This window comes from Kitasatospora sp. NPDC057223 (assembly GCF_042669755.1).
In the GTDB taxonomy this organism is placed as follows: domain Bacteria; phylum Actinomycetota; class Actinomycetes; order Streptomycetales; family Streptomycetaceae; genus Kitasatospora.
Genome location: NZ_JBHUWW010000001.1, coordinates 72,365 through 94,988 on the forward strand (window position 1 = coordinate 72,365; position 22,624 = coordinate 94,988).

A 22,624-nucleotide genomic window follows, 5' to 3' on the forward strand; every position below is an offset into this window, starting at 1 on the left:
AAGTTCCGGACGAGTTCACCCGCTGATCGTCCGACGTCCTGCCGGGCGTGGGGAGCGGGGCGTTGACTGCCCGCAGCCCGTCGCTTGACGGGGTCAGGACATCTCGCCACAGTCGCCACGGAGCCCTTGATGCCCCTCCCCACCCTCCGCCGCCCCCGCCGCCGCACCCCTCGTCTCGCCGCCGCGGGCGCGGTCGCCGCGGCCCTGCTCGCACCGCTCGCGACCGCCCCGGCGGCGCACGCCGCGACGCCCGCGTCCGTACCAGCGCTCAACGTGCTCACCTACAACGTCTTCCTGATGAGCAAGAACCTGTACCCGAACTGGGGCCAGGACACCCGCGCCAGGGCCATCGCCTCGGCCGGCTTCTTCCAGGGCCACGACGTGGTGGTCCTCCAGGAGGCCTTCGACAACGCCGCCTCCGACCTGCTGACCTCGCAGGCCTCGGCCGCGTACCCGTACCACACCCCCGTCGTCGGCCGCTCGACCGGTGGCTGGGACGCCACCGGAGGGAGCTTCAGCTCCAGCACCCCGGAGGACGGCGGGGTCACCCTGCTCAGCAGGTGGCCGATCGTGCACAAGGAGCAGTACGTCTTCAAGGACGCCTGCGGATCGGACTGGTACTCGAACAAGGGCTTCGTCTACGCCGTCCTCGACGTCGCCGGCGTCCGCACCCACGTGATCGGCACGCACCTGCAGTCGACCGACACCGGCTGCTCCGCCGGCCAGCCGGCCTCCGTCCGGGCGGCGCAGCTGCGCGCGATGCGCTCGTTCGTCGACGCGAAGAACATCCCGGCGGCCGAACCCGTCCTGATCGCCGGCGACCTCAACATCGACTCGCACGGCAGCGAGTACCCCTCACTGCTGGCGAACGCGAACGTCGCGCCCGCCGACAGCCGCACGGGCTGGGCGAACTCCTTCGACACCGTCGACAACTCCGTCGCCGCCTACCGCTACCCCGGCGAGCCCAAGGAGGACCTCGACTACGTGCTCTACCGCGCCGACCACGCGCGGCCGGCGAACTGGCACAACGAAGTCCTGCACGTGCACAGCGCGCCCTGGACGGTGACCAGTTGGTTCAAGGACTACACCTACACCGACCTCTCCGACCACTACCCGCTGAGCGCGGGCTGACCGCCCGGGGGCGCCCGGCCACCGGGCGCCCCCGCCCGTTCTCAGGAGGCGTCGAGCGGCCGGAGGAAGCGGCGCTCGTACCGCTTGATGCAGCGGGTGCTGCGGGCCAGTTCGAAGGCCGCCTGGCACTCCGGGTCGGACATGCTCTCCGTACGGTACTGCTCGTACCGGGCCATGCTGGGGAAGGAGAACAGGGCGTACGCGATGTCGCTGTCGCCCTCGCTCGGCAGGAAGTAGCCGTGGTGCGTCCCGCCGAGGCGGTTGACCAGCCCGACCCAGCGGCGGCCGTACTCCTCGAAGACCTCCAGCTGGTCGGCGTCGATCTCGTACTTCAGGTGGATGGTGATCATGCCCCCATCCTGCCGCAGGACTTACCGGGCCCCGGCCACCCGGACGACTGATCCGGCATGCAGCGGGAGGACGGTCGGCCTAGCGTGCGTCTGGAGGGGGCACCACCGACCGAGAGGGAAATCCCGATGGCAGGGAAGTTCGAGCTCTACACCGACGAGACGGGCCAGCACCGGTTCCGGCTCAAGGCGAGCAACGGGACCGTGATCGTGACCGGTCACCCGCACGAGACGCGGGACGACTGCATCAAGAGCATCGAGTCGATCAGGAAGCTCGCGCCCTACGCGGAGCTCAAGGAGGCGGCGGGCAGCCCGGCCTGACCCCGCACGCTCCCCCGGGCCGGCCGCCCTCCGAGGCGGCCGGCCCGGCCGTGTGCGGGGCCGGCCGGCGCGTTCGGGCCGCCGCCGCGCTCAAATCGCCTGCATGCGTTCGTCTGTTCGACATATCCCTTTGGCCGGACGCACGCCGGACGCGGACAGAACGATGGCATGCGTGTCGCCATCGTCACCGAATCCTTCCCGCCCGAGGTCAACGGCGTTGCCCACAGCGTGCTGCGGACGGCCGAACACCTCGTACGGCGCGGCCACCAACCCCTGGTCATCACACCGGCCCCCGCGCGCGGCTCGCACTGCCCGCCGCACTCCTTCGGCCCGGACGGCACCCCGCTGCCCGTCGTCCGGGTCCCCTCCGTCCCCCTCCCCGGCTACCCCCAGGTCCGGATCGCGCTGCCGAGCCGGCAGCTCGCCGCGGCAGTCTCCGGACACCGGCCCGACCTGGTGCACCTCGCCAGCCCGTTCGTCCTCGGCGCCCGCGGCATGGAGGTCGCGAAAGCGCTCGGCCTGCCCGCCCTCGCCGTCTACCAGACCGATCTGGCGGGCTACGCCCAGGCGTACCGGGTCGGGCGCGGGCTCGGTGAGGCGGCGGCCTGGCACCGGATCAGGACCGTGCACCGCGCGGCGAACCGCACCCTGGCACCGTCCACCCCCGCCGCGCAGGACCTCACCGCCCACGGCGTGCCGAGGGTGCAGCTGTGGCCGCGCGGCGTGGACTCCGTCCGCTTCCACCCCCGGCACCGGGACGAGGCGCTGCACCGCGCCCTGGCGCCCGGCGGCGAGGTGCTGGTCGGCTACGTCGGGCGGCTCGCGCCCGAGAAGCGCGTCGACCTGCTGGCCGGGGCGTCGGCGCTGCCCGGCGTCCGGGTGGTGGTGATCGGGGACGGGCCGTCCGCGCCCTCGCTGCGGGCCGCCATGCCCGGCGCGGTATTCCTGGGACGCAAGACGGGCGAGGAGCTGGCCCGCTGCTACGCCAGCCTCGACCTGTTCGTGCACACCGGCCCGCTGGAGACGTTCTGCCAGACCATCCAGGAGGCGATGGCCAGCGGAGTCCCGGTGGTCGGACCGGCCGCCGGCGGCCCGCTGGACCTGGTCGGCCACCGCCGCACCGGCCTGCTGGTACCGCCCCGCGACGGCCGGGCCGTCACGGCGGCGGTCGCCGCGCTGGCCGCCGACGCCGAACTGCGGGCCGCGTACGGGCAGGCCGGACGCGCGGACGTGACCGCGCGTACCTGGGAGGCCGTCGGCGACCTGCTGCTGCGGCACTACGCCGAGGTGATCGCCGAGCACCGCGGCGAGGCGCCGGCCGCCGCCCCGCTGCCGCTGCCGCTGCCCGCCGCGCTGCCGGCCACGGCCGCCGTCGCCGAGGGGCAGCCCGCATGAACTCCTCGCTGCGCATCGTCCGGCTGGCGAACTTCGTCACGCCGGTCTCCGGCGGCCTGCGCACCGCCCTGCGCCACCTCGGCGCCGGCTACCTGGCGGCCGGGCACGAGCCGGTACTGATCGTCCCCGGGCCGCGTCGGCGCGAGGAGAGCACCGGGCAGGGCCTGGTGATCACCCTGCCGGGGCCGGTGCTGCCCGGCAGCGGCGGGTACCGGGTGCTGACCGACCGGCAGGCCGTCACCCGCACCCTCGCCTCGCTCGCGCCCGACCGGCTGGAGGTGTCCGACCGCACCACGCTGCGCTGGACGGGCGCCTGGGCCCGGCGCAACGGCGTGCGCTCCACGATGGTCTCGCACGAGAGCGCGACCGGCCTGCTGCGCACCTGGGGCCTGCCGGGCGCCCCCGCGCGGGCGCTGGCCGACCGGCTCAACTCCCGTACCGCGCAGGCGTACGACACGGTGGTCTGCACGACGGAGTGGGCCGCCGCCGAGTTCCGCCGGATCGGCGCCGGGCAGGTCGTACGGGCCCCGCTCGGGGTGGACCTGGAGCTGCTGCACCCCCACCGCTTCGCCGCGAGCCGGGAGCGGGCCCGGGCCCGGTACGCCGGGCGCGGCCAGGTGCTGCTGGTGCTCTGCTCGCGGCTGTCGGCGGAGAAACGGCCGGAGCGCGCCCTCGACGCGCTGGCGGAGCTGCGGCGGCGCGGCACGCCCGCCGTGCTGACGGTGGCGGGCACCGGGCCGCTGCTCCCCCGGCTCGCCGCGCGGGCCCGCCGGCAGCGCCTGCCGGTGCGGTTCCTCGGGCACGTGGTCGGGCGGGAGACCCTGGCGGAGCTGCTGGCCTGCGCGGACGTCGTGCTCGCCCCGGGCCCGGTGGAGACCTTCGGCCTGGCCGCGATGGAGGCACTCGCCTGCGGGACGCCGGTCGCGGTGAGCCGGCACTCCGCGCTGCCCTCGCTGGTCGGCCCGGCGGGCGTCGCCGCGGAGGACTCCGGGACGGCCTTCGCGGACGCCGTGCTGGAGCTGCTGGAGCGGCCGGAGCACGCTCGGCGGGAGGCGGCCCGGGCGCGGGCCGAGGAGTTCGGCTGGCCCGCCGCGGTCGCCGGGTTCCTCGCGGCGCACGGCGCCACCGCGGCCCTGGACGCGCCCCGGGGGCGGCGATGAGCCCCCGGCCGGCACCACCGACGGACGGCCCGCTGCGGTTCGCCGCCCTCGGGGACTCGCTCACCGAGGGCATCGGCGACCCCGTGCACGGCGGCTGGCGCGGCTGGGCCGCCGTACTCGCCCGCACGCTGACGACCGAGCCGGCGGAGGTCGAGTTCGGCAACTTCGCCCGCAGCGGCGCACTCAGCCGCGACCTGACGACCGAGCAGCTGCCCGCCGCGCTGGCCCTGCGCCCGGCCCTGGCGGCCGTCGTGGTCGGCGGCAACGACACCCTGCGGGCCGGCTTCGACATCCACCGCACCACCCGTGAGCTGGACACCGCGCTCCGCGCGCTGGCCGAGGACGGCGCCCGGCTGCTCACCGCCTGCCTGCCCGACCCCGGTGTGCTGCTGCGGCTGCCGCAGCCGCTGGCCCGCCCGCTCGCGCGCCGGATGCGGGCCGTCAACACCGTGGTGCACGAGCTGTCCGCCCGCTACGCGACCGTGCACCTGCACCTGGCGGAGCTGCCGTGGACGACGGACCGCAGCCTGCTGAGCGTGGACCGGCTGCACCCCAGCGCGAAGGGCCACCAGCTGATCGCCCGCGGGTTCCACGCCGCGCTCACCACGGCCGGCCACCCGCTCGGCCCGGCGCCCCGGGCGGACGTCTGCACGCCGCCGCCGGGCCGGGCGGCCGACCTGTGGTGGATGGCCACCCGGGGCACCCGGTGGGTGGCCGGGCGCAGCACCGACCTGCTGCCGGGCCTGCTCGCGCTGGCCGCCGCCGAGGGGCGCGGGCGGCTGCGCGGTGCCACGGCCCGGCTGGACGAGCAGATGGCCCGGGCCGCCTCGGCCGCGCTGGCGGGCCTGCCCCCGGGCGCCGCCGCCCAGCGCTGAGCCTACGGACGAGAGGACGGACGGAAGGGAGGGATTATCGGTCAGGACTCGTCCGATGAGCGGTGCACCGGGCCGCCGCTGGTCCACACTGGGGACATGCAGAAGTCGATCATTGACGTCCTGAGCGGCCGGCGGGTCGAGTCGGTCAAGGGCGGCGTCCAGCTGGACATCGTGCTGTCCGGGCCGGTCACCGTCCGGGTGGAGAACGAGTTCCGGTTCGCCCTGCCGTCGGAGGTCGAGCACTTCTACCCGGGCCTCACCTTCGAGCCGACCGAGGCGCTGCTCGGCCTGGTCGGCCACACCCTCGCCGTGGCCCGGGTGACCATGGCCGGCGGCCTGGAGCTGGCCTTCGAGGCGGACCGGACGCTGTCCGTACCGCCGGACGCGCGGCGGCCGCCGTGGAGCGTCCTCACTCCGCACGGCGCCGTCTGCACCGCGCTGGAGGGCGGCGAGGTGGTGTGGGCCTGACCGCGGGCCCACGGAGCGTCAGGTCACCCCGGCCACCGGCCGGGTGATGCCGCCGACCGGGTGATGCCGGGGTTGACCGGCGGGCACTGCGGGGGATCAGTGCACGCATGCGGCATTCTTCACATTATCGTTTCAGCCAGGACCGGGGCTCCCGGCCCTCGTCCCGCGCGGCCGTCCTGTTCTGCCTGTCGACCGTCATAGCCGGCTGCGCCGGGCAGAGCACGCCCTCCCCGGCACCCGCGCCCAGCGCCGCGCCCGCTCCCACGGCGGACCGCGTCGGGCTGCCCCCCGCCGTCCTGCCCGCCGCCCCCGCCGTGCTGCCCGGCGCCGCCCGCCGGCAGGAGGCCACCGGCGCCGACGCGGTCGCCGCCCGGGAGGAGGCCACCCGCCGGATCCTCGCGACCGTCCGCGCCTGGGGGCTCGACGCCCGCCCGCTGACCGCGCCCGAACCGCCCGCGAGCCCGCCCGTACTGCGCTCCGACCCACCGCAGGTGATCGTGCGGGACGGCCTGCCGCCGGTCGTCCGCCGGGTGCCCACCACCGACCGGGTCGTGTTCCTGACCGTGGACGACGGAGCCGAGAAGGACCCGGAGTTCGCCCGGATGGCGCGCGAGCTCGGCATCCCCTTCACCGCCTTCGTCTCCGGCTACCTGGCCCGCCCGGACTACGGCTACTTCCGCGGCCTCGCCGCCCAGGGCGAACCCGTCCAGAACCACACCCTCAACCACCGCGACCTGCGGAAACTGACGTACGAACAGCAGCGCCAGGAGATCTGCGGCCAGCAGGACGAGCTGGAGCGCGAGATCGGCGCCCGCCCCCGGCTGTTCCGGCCGCCGTACGGCGAGTACACCGACACCACCCTGAAGGCCGCCGGCTCCTGCGGCATCGAGGCGGCCGCCCTCTGGAACGAGGAGGCGTTCGCGGACCACATGGAGTGGCGCTACGCCGACCAGCGCCTGCACCCGGGCGACATCATCCTCACCCACTTCCGCGGCCCCACCCTCTGGAAGGGCACCATGCCCGACATGCTGCGGCGGGTGCTGAACACCGTCACCGAGCAGGGCTTCGCGCTCGCCCTGCTCGACGACTACCTGTGACCGCCGCTCGTCACCGCTCCCCGCTCCGCCCGGCGGGGCACCGGTCGCCCCGGGTCAGCGCGTACCGGCCGAACACCCGGTAGCTGCCGGGCCCGGGCGCGTGCAGCACCGTCCAGTCACCGGAGGCGGCGAGGCACGCCGCCGCCGTTCCCGCGGGCCCCCGGACGCCCAGCCAGGGCGACCAGGGGATCCGCAGCAGGACGGGCCCCGCGACGGTGACCTCCACGGTGAGGGCGGCGGCCCCGGCCCGCGTCACGGTCGCGGGCGGTTCGGCCAGCGGAGCGGCGTCGGCGACCCGGAAGAGCCGCCAGCGGTCGTCCTGCCAGACCGGGCTGAGCCAGGGGTGGCCGGCCGCGACGATCCGGGCCTCGTCCACGGCGGCGTCGTCGGGTGCGTCGGCGGGCAGTACCACGTAGCCGACGCCCCAGTGGCGCAGCCAGGCGTGGTACGCGTCCGGGGTGAGGGGCTGCGCGGAGTAGAACAGCGGATTGCGGGCGACGTCCGCCTGCCGGTTCCAGCCCCGGGCCAGGTTGACGTACGGCGCGATGCCGGAGGCCTCGATGTGCGAGCGCAGCGGCACCACCTCGACCCGGCCCCGGTCGGCCCCGACCCGGCGCAGCTCGGCGACCAGCGGTGCGGTGTCCTGGGCGGTGGCCGACACGGGGACGGAGACGGCGAGGTCCCCCGCGGGTTTGACGGCCTGCCAGAACGCGACGACGAGGAAGGCGCCGCCCGCGGCCAGCGCCCGCCGGCCCGCCCGCGCGCCGCTGCCGGCGTGCCGCAGCCCGGCGGCGAGCAGGACGGTGCCCGCGAACAGCAGCGGCAGCCGCTCGACGTTGCTGCCGACCGGTGAGGGCACCGCCCAGGCGAGGGCCGCCCCGGCGCCGTACACGGCCGCGCCCGCGCGCACCGTGCGCCATTCGCGCGGCGCGAGCAGCGCGACCGCGACGGCGGCGGCGACGAGCGGCAGCGCCACGTACCAGTCGAAGGGCTGCTCGCCCCGGAACGGGAACAGCAGCGCCGTGCCGGCCAGCACGAGCACCGGGCCGGCCGCCAGTACGCAGGCGTCCCGGCGGCGGCCGGTGAGCTGCAGCGCGGCGGCCACCACCAGCAGGAACAGCCCCGCGAGCGGACTGCCCATGGTCGCCGGAGCAGCCGTCGCCAGGACCGCCCAGGACCGGCCGCCGTGGTCGCGCGGCGCCGTACGGGCCACCGGCGGGAACAGCAGCACGACCGCCGCCAGGCCGAAGGCCACGCCGATGGCGAAGGTCACCCGGCCGGACGCGACGTTGCACCACAGCGCGACCGCCGTCCACAGCGCCGGGAGTATCGGTCGGGCGACCTGCGGGCGCAGCAGCAGCCTGGCGGCCAGCGCGGCGGAGAGCGTACCCGCGAGGACACCCGCCGTACGGACCCCGAGCCAGCCCATCAGGTAGGGCGCGATCAGGCTGTAGGACGCGGTGTGCATGCCGCCGTACCAGGACAGGTTGTACGCCGCGCCCGGATGGCGGCTGGTGAACTCCGTCCAGGCGTACTGGGCGGCCAGGTCGCCCGCGTCGTGCGCCAGGAAGAGCGCCCACACGCCGTGCAGCACCGCCGCCAGCAGGGTGGCCGCGGCCACCGGGCCGCGCAGGGCTCGCAGCGCGGCGGGGCCGGGGCCCGGGACGGCGGCGAGGTCGGCCGGTCCCGAGATGGTCATCGGCTCACTCTCCGCACGGACGGGGACTCCGGAGACAGCCGGGGAGTCCAGAGATAGCAGACCCGCCGCCGCCGGTCGGCGGGGGCGCGCAGGGCGGCGGCGGAATCCCCCCGACCGCCGTTGCCGCCGGGCCCGCCGGGGCCGCGCACGGCCGGCACTGTCGGTGGCGGTCGCTACCCTCGGCCCATGCCGATGCTGACGGAGATCGATCTCGAACTGCCCGACGGCCGCACCCTGCACGTGTACGACACCGGTACCGGGGGCGCCGACGCGCTCCCCGTGGTCTGGCACCACGGCACGCCGAACGTGGGCGCACCGCCCGAGCCGCTGTTCCCGGTCGCCGAACGGCACGGCATCCGCTGGGTGTCCTACGACCGGCCCGGGTACGGCGGGTCGAGCCCCCACCCCGGGCGGGACGTCGCCTCGGCCGGGCGGGACGTCTCGGCGGTGGCCGACGCCCTGGGCCTCGGCCGCTTCGCGGTGATGGGCCACTCCGGCGGCGGGCCGCACGCGCTGGCCTGCGCCGCGCTGCTGCCCGAGCGCGTCCTCGGGGTGGTCTGCGCGGCGGGGCTCGCGCCGTTCGGCGCCGAGGGGCTGGACTGGTTCGCGGGGATGGGGCCCGCCGGCGAAGCGGACCTGCGGGCGGCCGTCCGGGGCCGGACGGCGCTGGCGGAGCACCTGGCGGCGAGCGGGTTCGATCCGGAGCTGTTCACCGCAGCGGACCTCGCGGCACTGGACGGAGCCTGGGCCTGGCTGGGCGCGGTGGCCGGGAAGGCACTGGAGACGGAGGCCGGTGCGGACGCGATGGTGGACGACGACCTGGCCTACGTCCGGCCGTGGGGTTTCGACCCCGGGCAGCTGGCCGCGCCGGTGCTCGTCCTGCACGGCGGCCGGGACCGGATCGTCCCCGCGGCGCACGGCGAATGGCTCGCCCGGCACTGCCGCGCCGCCGAGCTGTGGCTGCGCCCCGACGACGGGCACGTCTCCGTCCTGGACTCCGCGCCGGACGCGCTGCGCCGGCTGCTGGAGCTCACCGCGGGAGGCCGCTGAGCCGCCCCGTCCCGTGGCGCGCCACGGGCGAGCGGGCGGGCGGGCACGCGACCGGGCCGCTAGCGTCGGACGGGGCGCGGCCGCCGGCCGCGACGGCAACGGACGAGAGGGAGAACCCGTGGACTACAAACTCGAACTGGTGGCGGTACCGGTCTCGGACGTGGACCGGGCGAAGGCCTTCTACACCGAGCAGGCCGGCTTCACCGCCGACCACGACCACCGGGTCAGCGACGAGATCCGCTTCGTCCAGCTGACGCCGCCGGGCTCGGCCTGTTCGATCGCGTTGGGCACCGGCATCACCGACACCCCGCCGGGCTCGGCCCAGGGCCTTCAGCTGGTGGTCTCGGACATCCGGGCGGCGCACGCCGAGCTCAAGGGCCGCGGAGTGGACGTGAGCGACGTCCAGGAGTTCCCGTGGGGCCTGTTCGTGTTCTTCAGCGACCCGGACGGCAACGGCTGGGCGGTGCAGGAGATCCCGGCCAGGGGCTGACCCCGGCGGGCGGACTGCGGCCCCCGCGCGACCGTGCCAGGCTGGTCGGCGGGGGCCACGACAACGCCCGGAGGTGGCGCCATGAGCGTCAAACCCATCCCTGACGGCTACCCGCGGGTCACGCCGTACCTGTACGTCGACGGCGCCGCGGCGGCCATCGACTTCTACGCCGAGGTGCTCGGTGCGGTCGAACGGGTGCGGATGCCCGGGCCGGACGGCAAGGTCGGCCATGCCGAACTGCGGATCGGCGACTCGCTGATCATGCTCGCGGACGAGTTCCCGGACATGGGCGCGCGGTCCCCGAAGGCGGTCGGCGGGTCACCCGTGACGATCTTCGTGTACGTGGAGAACGTGGACGAGGTGCACGCCCGCGCGCTGGCCGCCGGTGCCACCGAGCTGTCACCCGTGCAGGACCAGTTCTACGGCGACCGCTCCGGGGGGTTCGAGGACCCGTTCGGGCACCGCTGGAACATCGGCACCCACATCGAGGACGTCGGCCCGGAGGAGATGTCCGAGCGGATGGCCCGGATGGCGGCCGGCGGCCAGGACGCGGCGGCCGGCTGACCGGTGACCGACTGACCCGGGGCCGCCCCTGTTGAATCGGGCCGCCCCCCGGGGGAAGACTTGTCCGTGGCACATCCCGGGGCCCGGGAGCGTCCGGGCCCCGTTACCCCGGCGGCGTGCCGCGGCCCCCGCCGACGTCGACCTGCTGATCGAGACCTTCCGGGGCACCACGCTGCCCCGGCTGCAGACCCTGGACGGACTGATCAGTGCCGCGCTGTTCGTCGACCGCACCCGGGGGCGCGGCATGGTCGGTGCCATCTTCACGGACCGGGCGGCGCTCGCCGCGTCCCGGGCCGGCCAGGCCGCCGCCCGGGGCGAGAGCGCGGCCAAGGCGCACGTCGCGGTGACGGGCCTGGAGGAGTTCGAGGTCGTCTTCGCGGACGTCGACCCGGTCTGAGATCCGGTCCGGGGGCCGCGCCGGGGGCCGTTCAGGGACGGGTCTCCCCCGTGGGCAGCCGCAGCTCGGCGACGGCACCGCCGGCCGGATCGTTGCGCAGGATCAGCTCGACACCGATGGCCTCGGCGTGCCCCTGCGCGATGGTGAGCCCCAGCCCGTGCCCGTGCCCCCGCTCACGCGCACCGGTGCGGAACCGCTGCGGCCCGTCCCGCAGGACGTCGTCGGGGTAGCCCGGGCCGTGGTCGCGAATGGTGAGCGTCGCGCCCGCCACCCGTACCTCGACCGGGGCCGCGCCGTGCCGCAGTGCGTTGGCGAGCAGGTTGGAGACGATCCGGTCGAGCCGGCGCGGGTCGGTGGTGACCGCGGCGCCGGACTCGACCCGTACCCGCACGGCCGGGTCGGCGGACCCCACCATCGCGGTCACCAGCGGCCCGAGCCGGACGACGGCGAGGTCGGCGCTCTCGGCCCGGGCGTCGAGCCGGGAGACCTCCAGCAGATCCTCGGTGAGCCCGCACAGGAACCGCACGCGGTCCCGCACCAGTTCGGTCGGACGGCCCGGCGGCAGCAGTTCGGCGGCGGTCAGCAGGCCGGTCAGCGGGGTGCGCAGTTCGTGCGCCACATCGGCGGTGAAGCGCTGCTCGCCGGCCAGCCGGCTGCGCAGCACACCCGACATGGAGTCGACGGCGGCGGCGAGTTCGGCCACCTCGTCGCGCGGGCCGCCGAGCGGGCCGATCCGCGCGGTGAGGTCGCCGTGCGCGATGCTGCGCGCGGTGCGGGCGGCCGTCCGCAGCCGGCTGCTGATCCGGTCGGCGGCGAACACCCCGGCCAGGACGGTGACCACGACGGCGAGCGCGGCGGAGAGCAGGATCGTCCGGTCCAGGTCGGCGACCGCGCGTTCGTCCTCCCGGTACTCGACCCGGACGGAGAACACCTTGCCGTCGCTGCCGGCCGCCGCCCACATCGCCGTCCCGTTCGGCCCCGGGCCGAGCATCGAGCCCTGGTGGCCCTGCGCGGCCAGGTCGCGCAGGGTGGCGGGCAGCGCCGGGTCGTCGGCCACCTCGCCGGTGTGCTGGTAGTCGGTGAGCAGCGGGTCGAGCGCGGCCGTGGCGGAGCGGCGGGCCTGCTCGGTGTGCTGGCGCACCGAGGCCTGATGGACCAGCAGGCCGAGCGTCAGGGCGACCAGGAAGGACACCACGGCCACCGTGACGGCGATCTGCCGGCGCAGGTTCACCGCAGCCGCCGCAGCTTGTAGCCGAAACCCCGGATGGTCTCGATCCGCTCCGCACCGATCTTGGCGCGCAGCCGCTGCACGTGGACGTCCACCACCCGGGTGTCGGCGCCCCAGGAGTAGTCCCAGACGCGTTCCAGCAGGGTCTGGCGTTCCAGCACCACACCGGGTGCCGCGGTGAACTCCAGCAGCAGCCGCAGCTCCGTCGGGGTGAGCGGGACCGGCCGGCCACCCGGACCTCCATCGCCCCGGTGTCCACCTCCAGCCCGTCGATCTCCCGCAGGGTGTGTGCGGGGGCCGGGGCGGCGGGAGCGGCCGGCGGCGCCGCGAGCGGCTGGGCGCCGATGCCGGCCCGGCGGAGCACGGTACGGATCCGGGCCACCAGCACCGCCGTCTCGAACGGCTTGACGATGTAGTCGTCGGCCCCGGCCTCCAGACCGGAGATCACGTCGATCGGCTCCGTCCGGGCCGACATCATCAGGATCGGCAGCAGGCTCTCCTCGCGGATCCGGCGGCACAGGCCGACCCCGTCGAGCAGCGGCAGCATCACGTCGAGCAGCAGCAGGTCGGGCGGATCGGCCCGGAACCGCTCCAGGCCCTCCAGCCCGTCGGCGGCCGTGTCGACGGGGAAGCCGTACCGCTCCAGCGCCATCCGGGTGGCCTCGCGGATCACCTCGTCGTCCTCGACCAGCAGGATCCGCGGCACACCGGGGGTGCTCACGGGCGCCCCGTCGGGGTGGAGCGCGGGACGGCGGCCGAAGGGACGGCGGGAGCGGCCGGAGCGGCGCCCGGGACCACGCTGGGCGCGGGGGCGTCTCCGGCGCCGGATCCCGCGCCGGGCCGGGCCGTCCTCGGCGCGGCGGACGGATGGGCCGGTTCGGACGCCACCGGGGTGGGCACGCAGCCGGGTACGTCGGCGGCCGGCCCGGTCGCCCGGATCTGCCGGCTCTCGAACGCCATCCGGAGGCCGTTCCAGTGGTACGTGCTGTTCGTCTCGGTCGCCTCACTGGTCGGCTCGTGCACCAGCAGGTCCGCCCCGACGGTGTCGGCGCTGAAGCCCGGCAGGGCCTGGAGGGCCAGCACCGGCAGGAGCTGACGCTCGTGCAGGGTGTACACGTGCAGGAACGCCCTCCGCTCCGGGGTCAGCACCGCCGTGAGGAGTTCGTCCCGCCCGTCCCCGGTGAGGTCCCGGTACTGCGCGGGGCGGACCTGGCAGCCGGTGCAGCCGGCCAGGGCGGCCCGCTCGTCGCTCTGCAGCGCCGGGTCCGCGCCCAGCAGGGCCGGCACGTCGACCGCCCTGATGTCGTCGCCGTCCGCGACGACTCCCGGCACCGGGACGGGCGCCGACTGGGGGGTCGGCGTACCGGACGGCGCCTGCGGCACGTCCGCGGCCTGCCAGAGCAGCCGGGGGCTCGGGGGACTCGGGGGGCTGGTGACGGCGCGGGTCCGCCCGGCGTCGTGGAGCCCGCCGGCGGAGGTGCAGCCGGTGGTGACCGCGACGGCCAGGACGGCGAGGAGCACACCCCGTCCCGCCGCCGTGCGGCTGAGCCATGTCCTCACGTGGTGGGCATCCTTCGGGTTCGGGAGTGTGCGGCGGGTGCACGCGGCGGAGCGGACGGATCGTCCTCGCCCCTGTCCATCACGCACCGCGAGGCACCCCGGTTGCATGTGCTGAGCTGCGGGTCTCCGGTGTCAGCCGGTCGGTGCCAGGTCGGCGAGGACGATGATGTTGTCGGTGTAGTGGCCGTCCGCGGCCACCTTCCCCCCGCAGGTGACGAGCCGCAGTTGCGGGGTGTCGGTGTTGCCGTAGACCGCCTGGGTGGGGAATCCGCTCTTCGGGGCCTGCCGCAGCTCCCGCACCCGGAAGGTGACGGTGCTGCCGTCCTGGCGGCGGATGTCGATCCGGTCGCCCGGCCGCAGCTGCGGGAGGCGGTGGAAGACCGCCGGGCCCTTGCGGGTGTCCAGGTGGCCGAGGATGACGGCCGGGCCGGTCTGGCCGGGCGCGGGGCCCTCGCGGTACCAGTCGACCTGCCCGGGGCGGTCGGCCGGCGGCACCTCGACGGTGCCGTCGGGGTTCAGGCCGCCGCCCTCGACCGGAGCGTCCACTCCGATCCCGGGGATCAGCAGACGCACGGGCGGTGACGCCGCGGCGGCGGGATCCGGGGTGGGCGCCGTCGGCACGGGTGTGGGTGCGGGCGCGGCCGTCCCGGGGATGCCAGGCCCGGTGGGGGCGGTGGCCGGTTCGGGGGCCCGGCCGGCGTACTCGATCCGGACCGGGGCGTGCTCCGGCGCCGGGAGGAGGACGAGGGCCGCCAGGGCGAGGGAGAGACTGCCGGCCGCCGCGGCCGGCGCCCACGAGGGGCGCCGGCTGCGACGGGTCCGGTCAGCCCTGTGCGCCGGCACGGCGCCGTACGACGGCGAAGCCGATGCCCGCCACGCCCGCGACGGCCAGGCCGGAGCCGGCCACCAGCGTGACGGCCGACCGGTCGGTCTGCGCCTCACCGGTCTGGGCCCCGCCCCGGGGGACGGCGGCGACCTGCGGCGCGGCCGGGCTCGCGACGGGCCCGCGGCTGGGGGCCGCGCTGGGCGTCGCGGTCGGAGTCGCGGTTCGCGTCGCGGCCGGCGGCGCGGCCGGAGCCGGCACGACGCTCGGGGCGGCGGGCGAGGACGGGGACGCGCTCGGGGCGGCGCCCGATCCTGCGGCCGGGGCGGGCGTCGCAGTGGGGGCGGTGCCGTCCGCGAAGGCGGCGGAGCCGGAGGCGGCCAGCACTGCCGCGACACCGGCCGAGACGAGAGCGAGCCGCACGAGCTGACGGGCCGTCGCGGGCCGGATCAGGTGGGTCGACATGGGAGAACCTCCACGGGTGGCCGCTCCCGGCCCCGCTGGCCGGAAGCTGACACCGCTCACGCTAGGAAGCCCTCCGCACGGACCGCCGCCGGCCGTGTAACAGCCTCCGGGCGGCTCTGTAACAGCCGCCGGGAGCGGGCCGTGACCGGAGGTCAGAAGGAGGCGACGGCCGCGTCCTCGGTGTCGTGGACGTCGAACACCGTGATGAGCCGAGTGATCACCAGGGCGTCCGTCACCTTGGACGGCACGTTGGCCAGCCTGAGCTCCGCGCCCCGGCCGGTCGCCGTGGTGGAGGAGTTCACCAGTTCGCCGACGCCCGAGGAGTCGATCGCGGTGACCTTCGCCAGGTTGAGCACGATCCTGGTGGCGCCCGCCTCGATCGCGTCCCTGAGCGCGGACCGCAGCTGCGCGTCACCCGCCCCGACGGTGATCCGGCCGTCGAGATCGAGGACGGTGGCCGCGCCGTTCTGCCGGGTCGAGACGGTCATGGCCCCTTCTTCCCCGGACGGCCCGCCACGGGCCACGGGGAGGTCCTTGCCGAGCGTGACGCGGGTGCCCCCGCCCGGCGGGAAGGCGAAGTCGACGCTGTCCATCAGCCTGCGCATCAGGAAGACGCCCCGGCCGCCGGGCAGCAGCAGGCGGTCGGGGGCGCGCGGATCCGGGCACGCTCCCGGGTCGAACCCCGGGCCGTCGTCCGCCACCGTGAGGACGAGCCGGTCGGCCGCGACCTGTGCCTCCAGCGTCACCGGGCCCTGCTCGGCGCCGGGTACGCGCCCGTGCCGCACCGCGTTGGAGAGCGCCTCCAGCATCGCGACGACGACCTGGTGGCGGGCGTCGCGGCCGAACGGCAGGGTGTCCAGCAGCTCGGAGACGGCCCGCTCGGCCGCCGTGAAGTCCGGTGCGTCCCGGCCGATGGTCAGCCGCACCGGGAGACCCCACCGACGTGCGCGGCGCCCGCGGCCGGCGGGCCGCAGCGGGTGACCGTGAAAGGCACGGCGTTACGTCCTCTCGCCAGCGGGCCGGGATCCGGCGGACGCAAGACATCGTGTCCGATCGATGCCCCTGCCCGGGGCATCCGCACCGCGCTGTTCACCCGAAGGAGCGAAGGCGGGGACGGCGGGCCCGCCGCCGTCCCCGCCCTGCGGCGCCGGCCGCTGCCCGGCCGTCAGACCTCCATGTCGGCCTCGATCCGGGTGAGCTGGTGGCGGGCCATCGCGAGGTTCGCGCGGCCCCGGTCGAGCGCGAGGTAGAGGAAGAGGCCCTTGCCGGTGCGCCCGGTGAGCGGCCGGATCAGGTGGTACTGGCTGCTGAGCGTGATGAGGATGTCCTCGATGCCGTCCTGGAGGCCGAGCATGTCCATCGTCCGCATCTTGGCGCGGACGACGTCGGTGTTGCCGGCCGCGGCGATGTTCAGGTCCAGACCGCCCGCGCCGTCCAGGACGCCTAGCGCCATACCGCTGTTGTAGTCCACCAGGGCTGCCCCGATGGCTCCCTCGATCGAGGTCATCGCCTGCTTGAGAGCGCCGTCCACGTCGGTCATTGTTCTGTCTCCGATTCCGGGTGTCTGTCTGTCATAGGTCTTGCTGGGACTGCTGGTCGGACGAGCCGCTCCAGCACGGGGGGCTTGCGCCCGGTCGGGCCGGTGGCCGGAGCGTCACCCCACTTCCTTGGGGCCGACGGAGTCGTCGATGAGCGCCCCGATGCGCGCCGCGGAGCGCCGCGCCTCCAGGTGCAGGCGGCCGACGTTCGCGTCCGGGTGGGCGAGCACGGTGAGCACGCAGGCGGCGCCCGCCGCGTAGGTGGCCACGTAGCCGTGCTCGCCGCGGACGAGTGACTCCCGGAAGTCGCCCTGCCCGGTGGTGTCGGCCAGGCGCTGGGCCAGGCCGAGCGCCGCCGCGGTGAGCGCGGCCAGGCCGGTCGGTTCGGTGCCGTGCGTGTCGTGGGCGATCAGCAGCCCGTCCACGCTGGCCACCAGACCGCCCGCCAGGTGCGGCACCCGGTGTTTCAGGGCGCGGAGTTCGGCCAGCAGGTCGGTCTCCAGGGCGATCAACTGTCTCCTTCCGGCGCGCTGCTTGAGCGCCCGCCTCATGGACACGGGTGGCGGGTGGCGGGCGGAGCGAGGATCACAGTCGGGCCTCCAGGGCGATTCGGACCCGGGTCAGCAGGGCGATGTCCGGGTCGGGGACGGACAGCGGGTGCGCCGCTGCGTGCGAGGGCCGGCGGGCCGGTACCGGCTCTCCCCGGCGGCGGGCGGCGGCCACGCCCGGCGCGGCGGCCAGCGCCGCGCCCGGGGTCCGGCGCTCCAGGCCCGCCAGGGTCAGCTCCACCGTGTCGGAGTCCACGTCGGCGTGGCGGCCCGGCGCCGCCCCGGCGCCACCCGGCGCGGAGACGGCGGGCCGGCCGGCCGCCGGGGTCGCGACCAGCCCCGCGGCGGCGAGCCGGCGGACGTCGGCCGTCGTCGCGAAGGCGCAGCGGCCGAGCAGCCGGGCCAGGTCAGCCGGGGTCCGCAGGCCGTCGGCGTGGTCGAGCAGCTGCCGCTGACGCGGACCGGCCGCCCGTACGCCGCCCGGCCGGGTCACCGGGCGCGGGCGGCAGGGCACGACCGGGGCGGTGTCGAGCTGCGGCCAGGGCCAGATCCGCTCCAGCGCGGCCCTGCGCCGGAGCGTCTCGCGGCGCAGCACGCGCGCGCTGACCGGGCGCACGGGGCCCAGCCAGTGCCGGGCACCTGGCTCGAACCAGGACATCGCCGGGCGGGTGGACAGGACGAAGAACGCGGCGTCGTGGAGCGCCGCGAGATGACAGATCTCCAGCTCACCGCGGGTCAGCCTGCCCTGCTCGACGAGTGCCCGGCCGACCCGGCAGTCGGGGCCGGCCGTCCGGACGGTCTCCTGCCAGGCCTCCGGCGAGACCCGCCCGCAGACCGTCAGGAGGCCGGCGATCCCCGGGGACCGGTCGCTCTCCACGTGGACGACCCAGCCGTCCACGAGATGCACCGTCCCGGCCTCGCCGTGCAGGGCGCCGGTGGCACCCCGCTCGGCGAGCCGCTCGACCGTCTCACCGGGGGGCTGCCAGTAACGGGTGGGCTGCCTGCTCACGCCGGCCTCCGGTGGCCGGCCGCACGGGCGGGCCCGGCCGCGCGGGCGGGCCCGGCCGCGCGGGCGGCGGGCGGGGTGGCAGAAGACGAGGGCGGGGTGGCGGCGGGCGGGGTGGACGAGGACGGGGTGGCCGAAAGGTACTGCCGGTGGCGCGGCTCGCGGTGTGCGTCGGCGGTGCTCATCCCAGGACCAGCTCCTCCGCGAGCGCCTGCAGCCGGTAGCGGGCACCGGCCAGGTTGCCGTCGGCCCGATCCAGCCAGAGGTGCAGGGCGAGCCGGCTGTCGAAGACCGTCCCGACGAAGCAGAAGAGGTGGTAACTGCGGCCGCCGGTCACGATGATGTCCTGCAGCGGGGCCCGGCTGTCCACCTCGTCCGCGAATGTCGTACTGTCAGCTGCCGCACGCAGCAGATCAGTTGCTTCGGCTGCCACGGCCTCGTGGTCGCCGGTCGGACTCGCCCCCGCACTGCCGAGGGCGAGACCGCTGCCCCAGTCGATCAGGCTCGCACCGCGCGCACCGGTGATCGTCATCGCCTGGGACAGGCATTCGTCGATACCCGGCACACGGGCTCCTTCTGAGGGTTTTCGGCCGCAGGGCGCACGGGGGCAGGCGCAACCTGGACGGCCGTGTCGGGTCGCTGTTCCGACACGGAAGGCTACTCAGGGTTTCCATATGACGAACATTCCATTGGCATATTCGATTTTCGAGCGATCGTTTCCAGCCATCGAAGAGCGGGCCGCAGGCCCCGGTGCCCGCCGAACGGTGCAGGAACACCGGCCGCGCCCGACGCTCCGTCACCTCTCACCACTGTCGGGGAGGTTGGCTGATTCAGCCGCGTGTTCGGAGGTTTCCGGGACGTTCGGATCCACCGTCAGTGCGGCACGGTGCCCAGGGCCCAGCCGACGGCCGACAGGGTGAGCATCGACAGCAGCGTGGAGTACAGCACGGACTTGCGGGCGAGGACGGTACTCAACTCGTACTGGCGGGCGTAGATGAACACGTTCTGCGCCGTGGGAAGCGCCGAGCAGACCACGACCGCGAGGAGTTGGCGGTCGGTCAGGTGCAGGGCGAGAACGCCCACGGCGAACGCGGCCAGCGGCTGCACCAGCGTCTTGATCACCACGGACGCCCCGATCTCCACCGGCCGGCCCGCACCGGCACCGCCGCCCACATCGACACCGGCCCCGGCACCGGCGGGCCGCACGTGCAGCGACATGCCGAGCACCAGGAGCGCGGTCGGCACGCCCGCGCCGCCGAGCAGCTCGCAGGAGTGCCGGACGGCCTGCGGCAGCGGCAGGCCGGTGGCGGAGACCAGGCTGCCCAGCCCGGCGCCGAGGATGACGGGGCTGCGCAGGGGGAGCAGCAGCAGCCGGCCCGCCCGGGTGCCGGCGGCCCGCCCCGGGCGCCCGCCGGCCTCACCCCCCTCCAGGACGGTGAGGACGACGGGGGTGACCAGCAGGACCTGGAAGAGCAGCACCGGCGCGATGAAGGTGGCGTCACCGAGCACCTGCACCGCCACCGGGATGCCTAGGTTGGCCGCGTTGACGTAGCCGGCGGCCATCGCCCCGATGGCCTGCTCGGCCGGCCGGCGGCCGAAGGCCCACCGGCTGACGGCGAGGCCGAGCAGCATGGCCAGCACCGTCCCGGCCGCGAAGGCGAGCAGGGACGCGTCCGCGAAGGCGCCCAACGGCGTCCTGGCGGTCAGGCCGAACAGGGCCGCGGGCATGGCCAGCCGGAAGACGAGCAGGCCGAGGACGTCCTCGGCCTGCTCGCCCAGCAGGCCGGTGCGGGCGGCCAGGTAACCGACGGCGGTGAGCGCCCAGATCGGGACGAAGGCGGAGAGCAGCGACGCGAGAGCGGGCATCGTCCTCAGCGCCCCGGGGCGGGCCGGCGCGGGCGGGCGCGGGCAGCGCACGGCCATCGCTCCCCCGGTATCCGCGCCCCCTCGTTCACGGCCTCAGCCTCGCAGACGTCCTCCGGGTGCTCCCCGCCGCCCCGGGGAATGACCGATGACGTCAACCGATGGTTGACGTTGATGGAATCGTCAACCTATGGTTGTCGCATGACGAATCCAGTCCGCATGACGAACCCGGTGCGCCTCGACGACCTGATCGAGGCCATCAAGAAGGTTCACACCGACGCGCTCGACCAGCTCTCCGACGCGGTCATCGCCGCGGACCACCTCGGGGAGGTGGCCGACCACCTGATCGGGCACTTCGTCGACCAGGCCCGCCGTTCGGGCGCGTCCTGGACGGACATCGGCCGGAGCATGGGTGTCAGCAAGCAGGCCGCCCAGAAGCGCTTCGTGCCCAAGGCCTCCGGCGAACCGTCCGGCCTCGACCCCTCCCAGGGCTTCGGCCGGTTCACCGAGCAGGCCCGGAACGTCGTGATGGCCTCGCAGAACGAGGCGGTCGCGGCCGGCAACGACGAGATCTGCCCCGGGCACCTCGCGCTCGGCCTGCTGGCCGAACCGGACGCGCTCGCCGCGCGGGCGCTCACCGCCCAGGGCGTGACGCTCGCGACCGTCCGCCGGGTCGTCACCGCCGCGCTGCCGCCGGCCGCCGCCGAGGCACCCGCGCTCGTCCCGTTCGACGCGCAGGCGCGCAAGGCGCTGGAGCTCACCTTCCGCGAGGCGCTGCGGCTCGGCCAAGAGCAGGTCGGGACGGAGCACATCCTGCTCGCGCTGCTGGAGCTCGAAGGCGGCACCGGCCTGCTCAGCGGGCTCGGCGTGGACAAGACGGGTGCCGAGGCGGCGATCCTCGCCGGTCTCGCCGCCGAGGCGGAGAACCCCGGTGGCGGCGAGCCCCAGGCGGAGAACCCAGGTGGCGGCGAGTCCTAGAGGACGAGCGGCCGGTGGGTCGCGCGGATCGGGGCGGGCAGGGCGGTCGAGCCGCTGAGGTAGCGGTCGACCGCCGCGGCCGCCGACCGGCCCTCGGCGATCGCCCAGACGATCAGCGACTGGCCGCGGCCCGCGTCACCCGCCACGAAGACGCCGTCCTGGCCGGTGGCGAAGTCGGCGTCGCGGGCCAGGGTGCCGTCGGGCGCCAGCGCCAGACGGAGCTGCCCGAGCAGTGGGCCGGCCGGTTCGGGGCCGCTGAACCCGAGGGCCAGCAGCACCAGTTGGGCGGGGACCGACTGTTCGGCCTCGCCCCCGGGAGGGCTGCCCGGGGTGCGGAAGGCGACCCGGCGGACGCGGCCGCGGCCGTCCCCCTCGAAGCGGACCGTCCGGGCCGAGTACGTCCGGACGTCCGGACCGGACCCTGCTGCGGCCGGCTCCGGGGCGGCGCTCCCCCACCCCCCGTACAACTGCCCGGCCTCCTCGTGCGAGGCGGTGATCCGGTGCACCTTCGGGTGGATCGGCCAGGGCTGGTCGGCCGGCCGGGCCTCCGGCGGCTGCGGGTGGATGTCGAACTGGGTGACCCGGCGGGCGTGCTGGCGGACGGCGGTGCCCAGGCAGTCGGCCGCCGTGTCGCCGCCGCCGACGATGACGACGTCCCTGCCCTCGGCACTGACGGTCGGCGCGTCGAGATCGCCCGCGCAGACCCGGTTGGCGATCGGCAGGTACTCCATCGCCTGGTGGATGCCGTCGAGTTCGCGGCCGGGCACCGGCAGCTCGCGCCAGGCGGTGGCACCGACGGCGAGCACCAGGGCGTCGTGCCGCTCCCGCAGGTCGGCGGCGTCCACGGTGGTGCCGACCGCCGCGCCGGTGACGAACCGGGTGCCCTCGGCCCGCATCTGCGCGATCCGGCGGTCCAGGTAGCGCTTGGCCATCCGGAAGTCGGGGATGCCGTAGCGGAGCAGCCCGCCCACCCGGTCGGCCCGCTCGTAGACCGTCACGGCGTGGCCGGCCCGGGTGAGCTGCTGGGCCCCGGCCAGGCCCGCCGGGCCGGAGCCGACGACGGCGACGGTGCGGCCGGTGGGCCGCGGCACCGGCTGCGGGGTGACCTCGCCGCGTGACCAGGCGCGGTCGGCGATGGCGACCTCCACCTCCTTGATGGCGACCGGGTCGGCGTTGATGGCCAGCACGCAGGAGCTCTCGCAGGGCGCCGGGCAGAGCCGGCCGGTGAACTCGGGGAAGTTGTTGGTGGCGTGCAGCCGCTCGGTGGCGGCCGACCAGTCCTCGTGGAAGGCGAGGTCGTTCCACTCGGGTATCAGGTTTCCCAGCGGGCAGGCGGAGTGGCAGAACGGGAGCCCGCAGTCCATGCAGCGGCCGGCCTGGAGGGAGACGACGGGCAGCAGCGCGTGTTCCTCGTAGACCTCTTTCCAGTCCCCGGCCCGCTCGGCGACCGGGCGCCGGTCGCGGGTCAGCCGCCCGGTGGTGAGGAACCCCTTCGGGTCGGGCATCGCAGACCTCCCTCTGCCGGATCCGCCGCCGGGCGGGCGCCTTCGGGGCGCGCTGCCCCGGGCCGCTTCCGCATGCCCGGTATGCCCGATTTATGGAGACCTGGAACGTCACCGGA

At 75.6% G+C, this 22,624-nt stretch carries 26 protein-coding genes and 1 pseudogene; 12 read left to right on the forward strand and 15 right to left on the reverse strand.

What is annotated here, in order from left to right; all coding sequences use genetic code 11:
• The first annotated feature begins 129 nt into the window (after nucleotides 1–129).
• The gene (sph, locus tag ACFUK0_RS00365) at nucleotides 130–1,131 is read left to right on the forward strand and encodes a sphingomyelin phosphodiesterase (RefSeq protein ID WP_380245735.1); all 1,002 of its coding nucleotides are present in this window, start codon (nucleotides 130–132) and stop codon (nucleotides 1,129–1,131) included.
• A 41-nt stretch (nucleotides 1,132–1,172) separates the two neighbouring features.
• Here the strand turns inward: sph and ACFUK0_RS00370 are convergent, their stop codons facing one another.
• Complete coding sequence (locus tag ACFUK0_RS00370; protein ID WP_380245736.1) at nucleotides 1,173–1,481, reverse strand: NIPSNAP family protein; 309 nt, start codon at nucleotides 1,479–1,481, stop codon at nucleotides 1,173–1,175.
• Nucleotides 1,482–1,607: 126 nt separating this feature from the next.
• Here ACFUK0_RS00370 and ACFUK0_RS00375 point away from each other — a divergent pair, with 126 nt between their 5' ends.
• From ACFUK0_RS00375 to ACFUK0_RS00400, 6 genes are all read left to right on the forward strand, one after another.
• The gene (locus ACFUK0_RS00375; protein WP_380245737.1) at nucleotides 1,608–1,799 is read left to right on the forward strand and encodes a YegP family protein; all 192 of its coding nucleotides are present in this window, start codon (nucleotides 1,608–1,610) and stop codon (nucleotides 1,797–1,799) included.
• A 168-nt stretch (nucleotides 1,800–1,967) separates the two neighbouring features.
• Nucleotides 1,968–3,194 carry a glycosyltransferase family 4 protein gene (locus ACFUK0_RS00380; RefSeq protein WP_380245738.1) on the forward strand — a complete coding sequence of 409 codons (1,227 nt, stop codon included), beginning with the start codon at nucleotides 1,968–1,970 and terminating at the stop codon, nucleotides 3,192–3,194.
• A complete protein-coding gene (locus tag ACFUK0_RS00385) occupies nucleotides 3,191–4,354 on the forward strand; it encodes a glycosyltransferase (RefSeq protein WP_380245739.1) in 1,164 nt (387 codons plus the stop codon). Before ACFUK0_RS00380 ends, ACFUK0_RS00385 begins: the two co-directional genes overlap by 4 nt.
• On the forward strand, nucleotides 4,351–5,229 hold the full coding sequence (locus tag ACFUK0_RS00390) for an SGNH/GDSL hydrolase family protein (protein WP_380245741.1): 879 nt from the start codon (nucleotides 4,351–4,353) through the stop codon (nucleotides 5,227–5,229). Before ACFUK0_RS00385 ends, ACFUK0_RS00390 begins: the two co-directional genes overlap by 4 nt.
• A gap of 96 nt (nucleotides 5,230–5,325) precedes the next feature.
• Nucleotides 5,326–5,697, forward strand: coding sequence for a DUF6188 family protein (locus tag ACFUK0_RS00395; protein WP_380245742.1), 372 nt, complete (start codon nucleotides 5,326–5,328; stop codon nucleotides 5,695–5,697).
• A gap of 107 nt (nucleotides 5,698–5,804) precedes the next feature.
• Nucleotides 5,805–6,794 carry a polysaccharide deacetylase family protein gene (locus tag ACFUK0_RS00400; RefSeq protein ID WP_380245743.1) on the forward strand — a complete coding sequence of 330 codons (990 nt, stop codon included), beginning with the start codon at nucleotides 5,805–5,807 and terminating at the stop codon, nucleotides 6,792–6,794.
• Between the two features lie 10 nt (nucleotides 6,795–6,804).
• On the opposite strand, the gene ACFUK0_RS00405 is transcribed toward ACFUK0_RS00400, so the two are convergent.
• Entirely contained in the window at nucleotides 6,805–8,493 is a 1,689-nt protein-coding gene (locus ACFUK0_RS00405; protein ID WP_380245744.1) for an MFS transporter, read from the reverse strand.
• 192 nt (nucleotides 8,494–8,685) lie between these two features.
• Here ACFUK0_RS00405 and ACFUK0_RS00410 point away from each other — a divergent pair, with 192 nt between their 5' ends.
• From ACFUK0_RS00410 to ACFUK0_RS00425, 4 genes are all read left to right on the forward strand, one after another.
• A complete protein-coding gene (locus ACFUK0_RS00410) occupies nucleotides 8,686–9,543 on the forward strand; it encodes an alpha/beta fold hydrolase (protein ID WP_380245919.1) in 858 nt (285 codons plus the stop codon).
• Between the two features lie 118 nt (nucleotides 9,544–9,661).
• The gene (locus ACFUK0_RS00415) at nucleotides 9,662–10,033 is read left to right on the forward strand and encodes a glyoxalase superfamily protein (protein ID WP_380245745.1); all 372 of its coding nucleotides are present in this window, start codon (nucleotides 9,662–9,664) and stop codon (nucleotides 10,031–10,033) included.
• Nucleotides 10,034–10,114: 81 nt separating this feature from the next.
• Nucleotides 10,115–10,597 carry a VOC family protein gene (locus ACFUK0_RS00420; RefSeq protein WP_380245746.1) on the forward strand — a complete coding sequence of 161 codons (483 nt, stop codon included), beginning with the start codon at nucleotides 10,115–10,117 and terminating at the stop codon, nucleotides 10,595–10,597.
• Nucleotides 10,598–10,628: 31 nt separating this feature from the next.
• Nucleotides 10,629–10,994 (forward strand): hypothetical protein, encoded by a 366-nt coding sequence (locus tag ACFUK0_RS00425; protein ID WP_380245747.1) that lies wholly within the window; start codon nucleotides 10,629–10,631, stop codon nucleotides 10,992–10,994.
• A 31-nt stretch (nucleotides 10,995–11,025) separates the two neighbouring features.
• Here the strand turns inward: ACFUK0_RS00425 and ACFUK0_RS00430 are convergent, their stop codons facing one another.
• The 12 genes and pseudogenes from ACFUK0_RS00430 to ACFUK0_RS00485 form a co-directional block, all read right to left on the reverse strand.
• Nucleotides 11,026–12,225, reverse strand: coding sequence for a sensor histidine kinase (locus tag ACFUK0_RS00430; protein ID WP_380245748.1), 1,200 nt, complete (start codon nucleotides 12,223–12,225; stop codon nucleotides 11,026–11,028).
• Nucleotides 12,222–12,874 (reverse strand): annotated as a pseudogene (locus ACFUK0_RS00435) (winged helix-turn-helix domain-containing protein). Before ACFUK0_RS00435 ends, ACFUK0_RS00430 begins: the two are co-directional and overlap by 4 nt.
• 65 nt (nucleotides 12,875–12,939) lie before the next feature.
• The gene (locus tag ACFUK0_RS00440) at nucleotides 12,940–13,782 is read right to left on the reverse strand and encodes a hypothetical protein (protein ID WP_380245750.1); all 843 of its coding nucleotides are present in this window, start codon (nucleotides 13,780–13,782) and stop codon (nucleotides 12,940–12,942) included.
• A gap of 132 nt (nucleotides 13,783–13,914) precedes the next feature.
• Nucleotides 13,915–14,625 carry a class F sortase gene (locus ACFUK0_RS00445; protein WP_380245751.1) on the reverse strand — a complete coding sequence of 237 codons (711 nt, stop codon included), beginning with the start codon at nucleotides 14,623–14,625 and terminating at the stop codon, nucleotides 13,915–13,917.
• Entirely contained in the window at nucleotides 14,606–15,070 is a 465-nt protein-coding gene (locus tag ACFUK0_RS00450) for a hypothetical protein (protein ID WP_380245752.1), read from the reverse strand. Before ACFUK0_RS00450 ends, ACFUK0_RS00445 begins: the two co-directional genes overlap by 20 nt.
• Before the next feature lie 152 nt (nucleotides 15,071–15,222).
• Nucleotides 15,223–15,996 carry an anti-sigma factor antagonist gene (locus tag ACFUK0_RS00455; protein WP_380245753.1) on the reverse strand — a complete coding sequence of 258 codons (774 nt, stop codon included), beginning with the start codon at nucleotides 15,994–15,996 and terminating at the stop codon, nucleotides 15,223–15,225.
• A gap of 239 nt (nucleotides 15,997–16,235) precedes the next feature.
• On the reverse strand, nucleotides 16,236–16,610 hold the full coding sequence (locus ACFUK0_RS00460; RefSeq protein ID WP_380245754.1) for a hypothetical protein: 375 nt from the start codon (nucleotides 16,608–16,610) through the stop codon (nucleotides 16,236–16,238).
• Nucleotides 16,611–16,724: 114 nt separating this feature from the next.
• On the reverse strand, nucleotides 16,725–17,120 hold the full coding sequence (locus tag ACFUK0_RS00465) for a roadblock/LC7 domain-containing protein (protein WP_380245755.1): 396 nt from the start codon (nucleotides 17,118–17,120) through the stop codon (nucleotides 16,725–16,727).
• Nucleotides 17,121–17,193: 73 nt separating this feature from the next.
• Complete coding sequence (locus tag ACFUK0_RS00470; RefSeq protein ID WP_380245756.1) at nucleotides 17,194–18,165, reverse strand: hypothetical protein; 972 nt, start codon at nucleotides 18,163–18,165, stop codon at nucleotides 17,194–17,196.
• Nucleotides 18,162–18,347, reverse strand: coding sequence for a hypothetical protein (locus ACFUK0_RS00475; RefSeq protein ID WP_380245757.1), 186 nt, complete (start codon nucleotides 18,345–18,347; stop codon nucleotides 18,162–18,164). Before ACFUK0_RS00475 ends, ACFUK0_RS00470 begins: the two co-directional genes overlap by 4 nt.
• Nucleotides 18,344–18,727 carry a hypothetical protein gene (locus ACFUK0_RS00480; protein ID WP_380245758.1) on the reverse strand — a complete coding sequence of 128 codons (384 nt, stop codon included), beginning with the start codon at nucleotides 18,725–18,727 and terminating at the stop codon, nucleotides 18,344–18,346. The genes ACFUK0_RS00475 and ACFUK0_RS00480 overlap by 4 nt, the downstream gene beginning before the upstream one ends.
• Nucleotides 18,728–19,035: 308 nt before the next feature.
• Complete coding sequence (locus tag ACFUK0_RS00485; protein WP_380245759.1) at nucleotides 19,036–20,028, reverse strand: AEC family transporter; 993 nt, start codon at nucleotides 20,026–20,028, stop codon at nucleotides 19,036–19,038.
• Nucleotides 20,029–20,226: 198 nt separating this feature from the next.
• Here ACFUK0_RS00485 and ACFUK0_RS00490 point away from each other — a divergent pair, with 198 nt between their 5' ends.
• Nucleotides 20,227–21,003 carry a Clp protease N-terminal domain-containing protein gene (locus ACFUK0_RS00490; protein WP_380245760.1) on the forward strand — a complete coding sequence of 259 codons (777 nt, stop codon included), beginning with the start codon at nucleotides 20,227–20,229 and terminating at the stop codon, nucleotides 21,001–21,003.
• Here the strand turns inward: ACFUK0_RS00490 and ACFUK0_RS00495 are convergent.
• Nucleotides 21,000–22,508 carry a glutamate synthase subunit beta gene (locus tag ACFUK0_RS00495; protein WP_380245761.1) on the reverse strand — a complete coding sequence of 503 codons (1,509 nt, stop codon included), beginning with the start codon at nucleotides 22,506–22,508 and terminating at the stop codon, nucleotides 21,000–21,002. The genes ACFUK0_RS00490 and ACFUK0_RS00495 overlap by 4 nt on opposite strands.
• Nucleotides 22,509–22,624 lie beyond the last annotated feature (116 nt).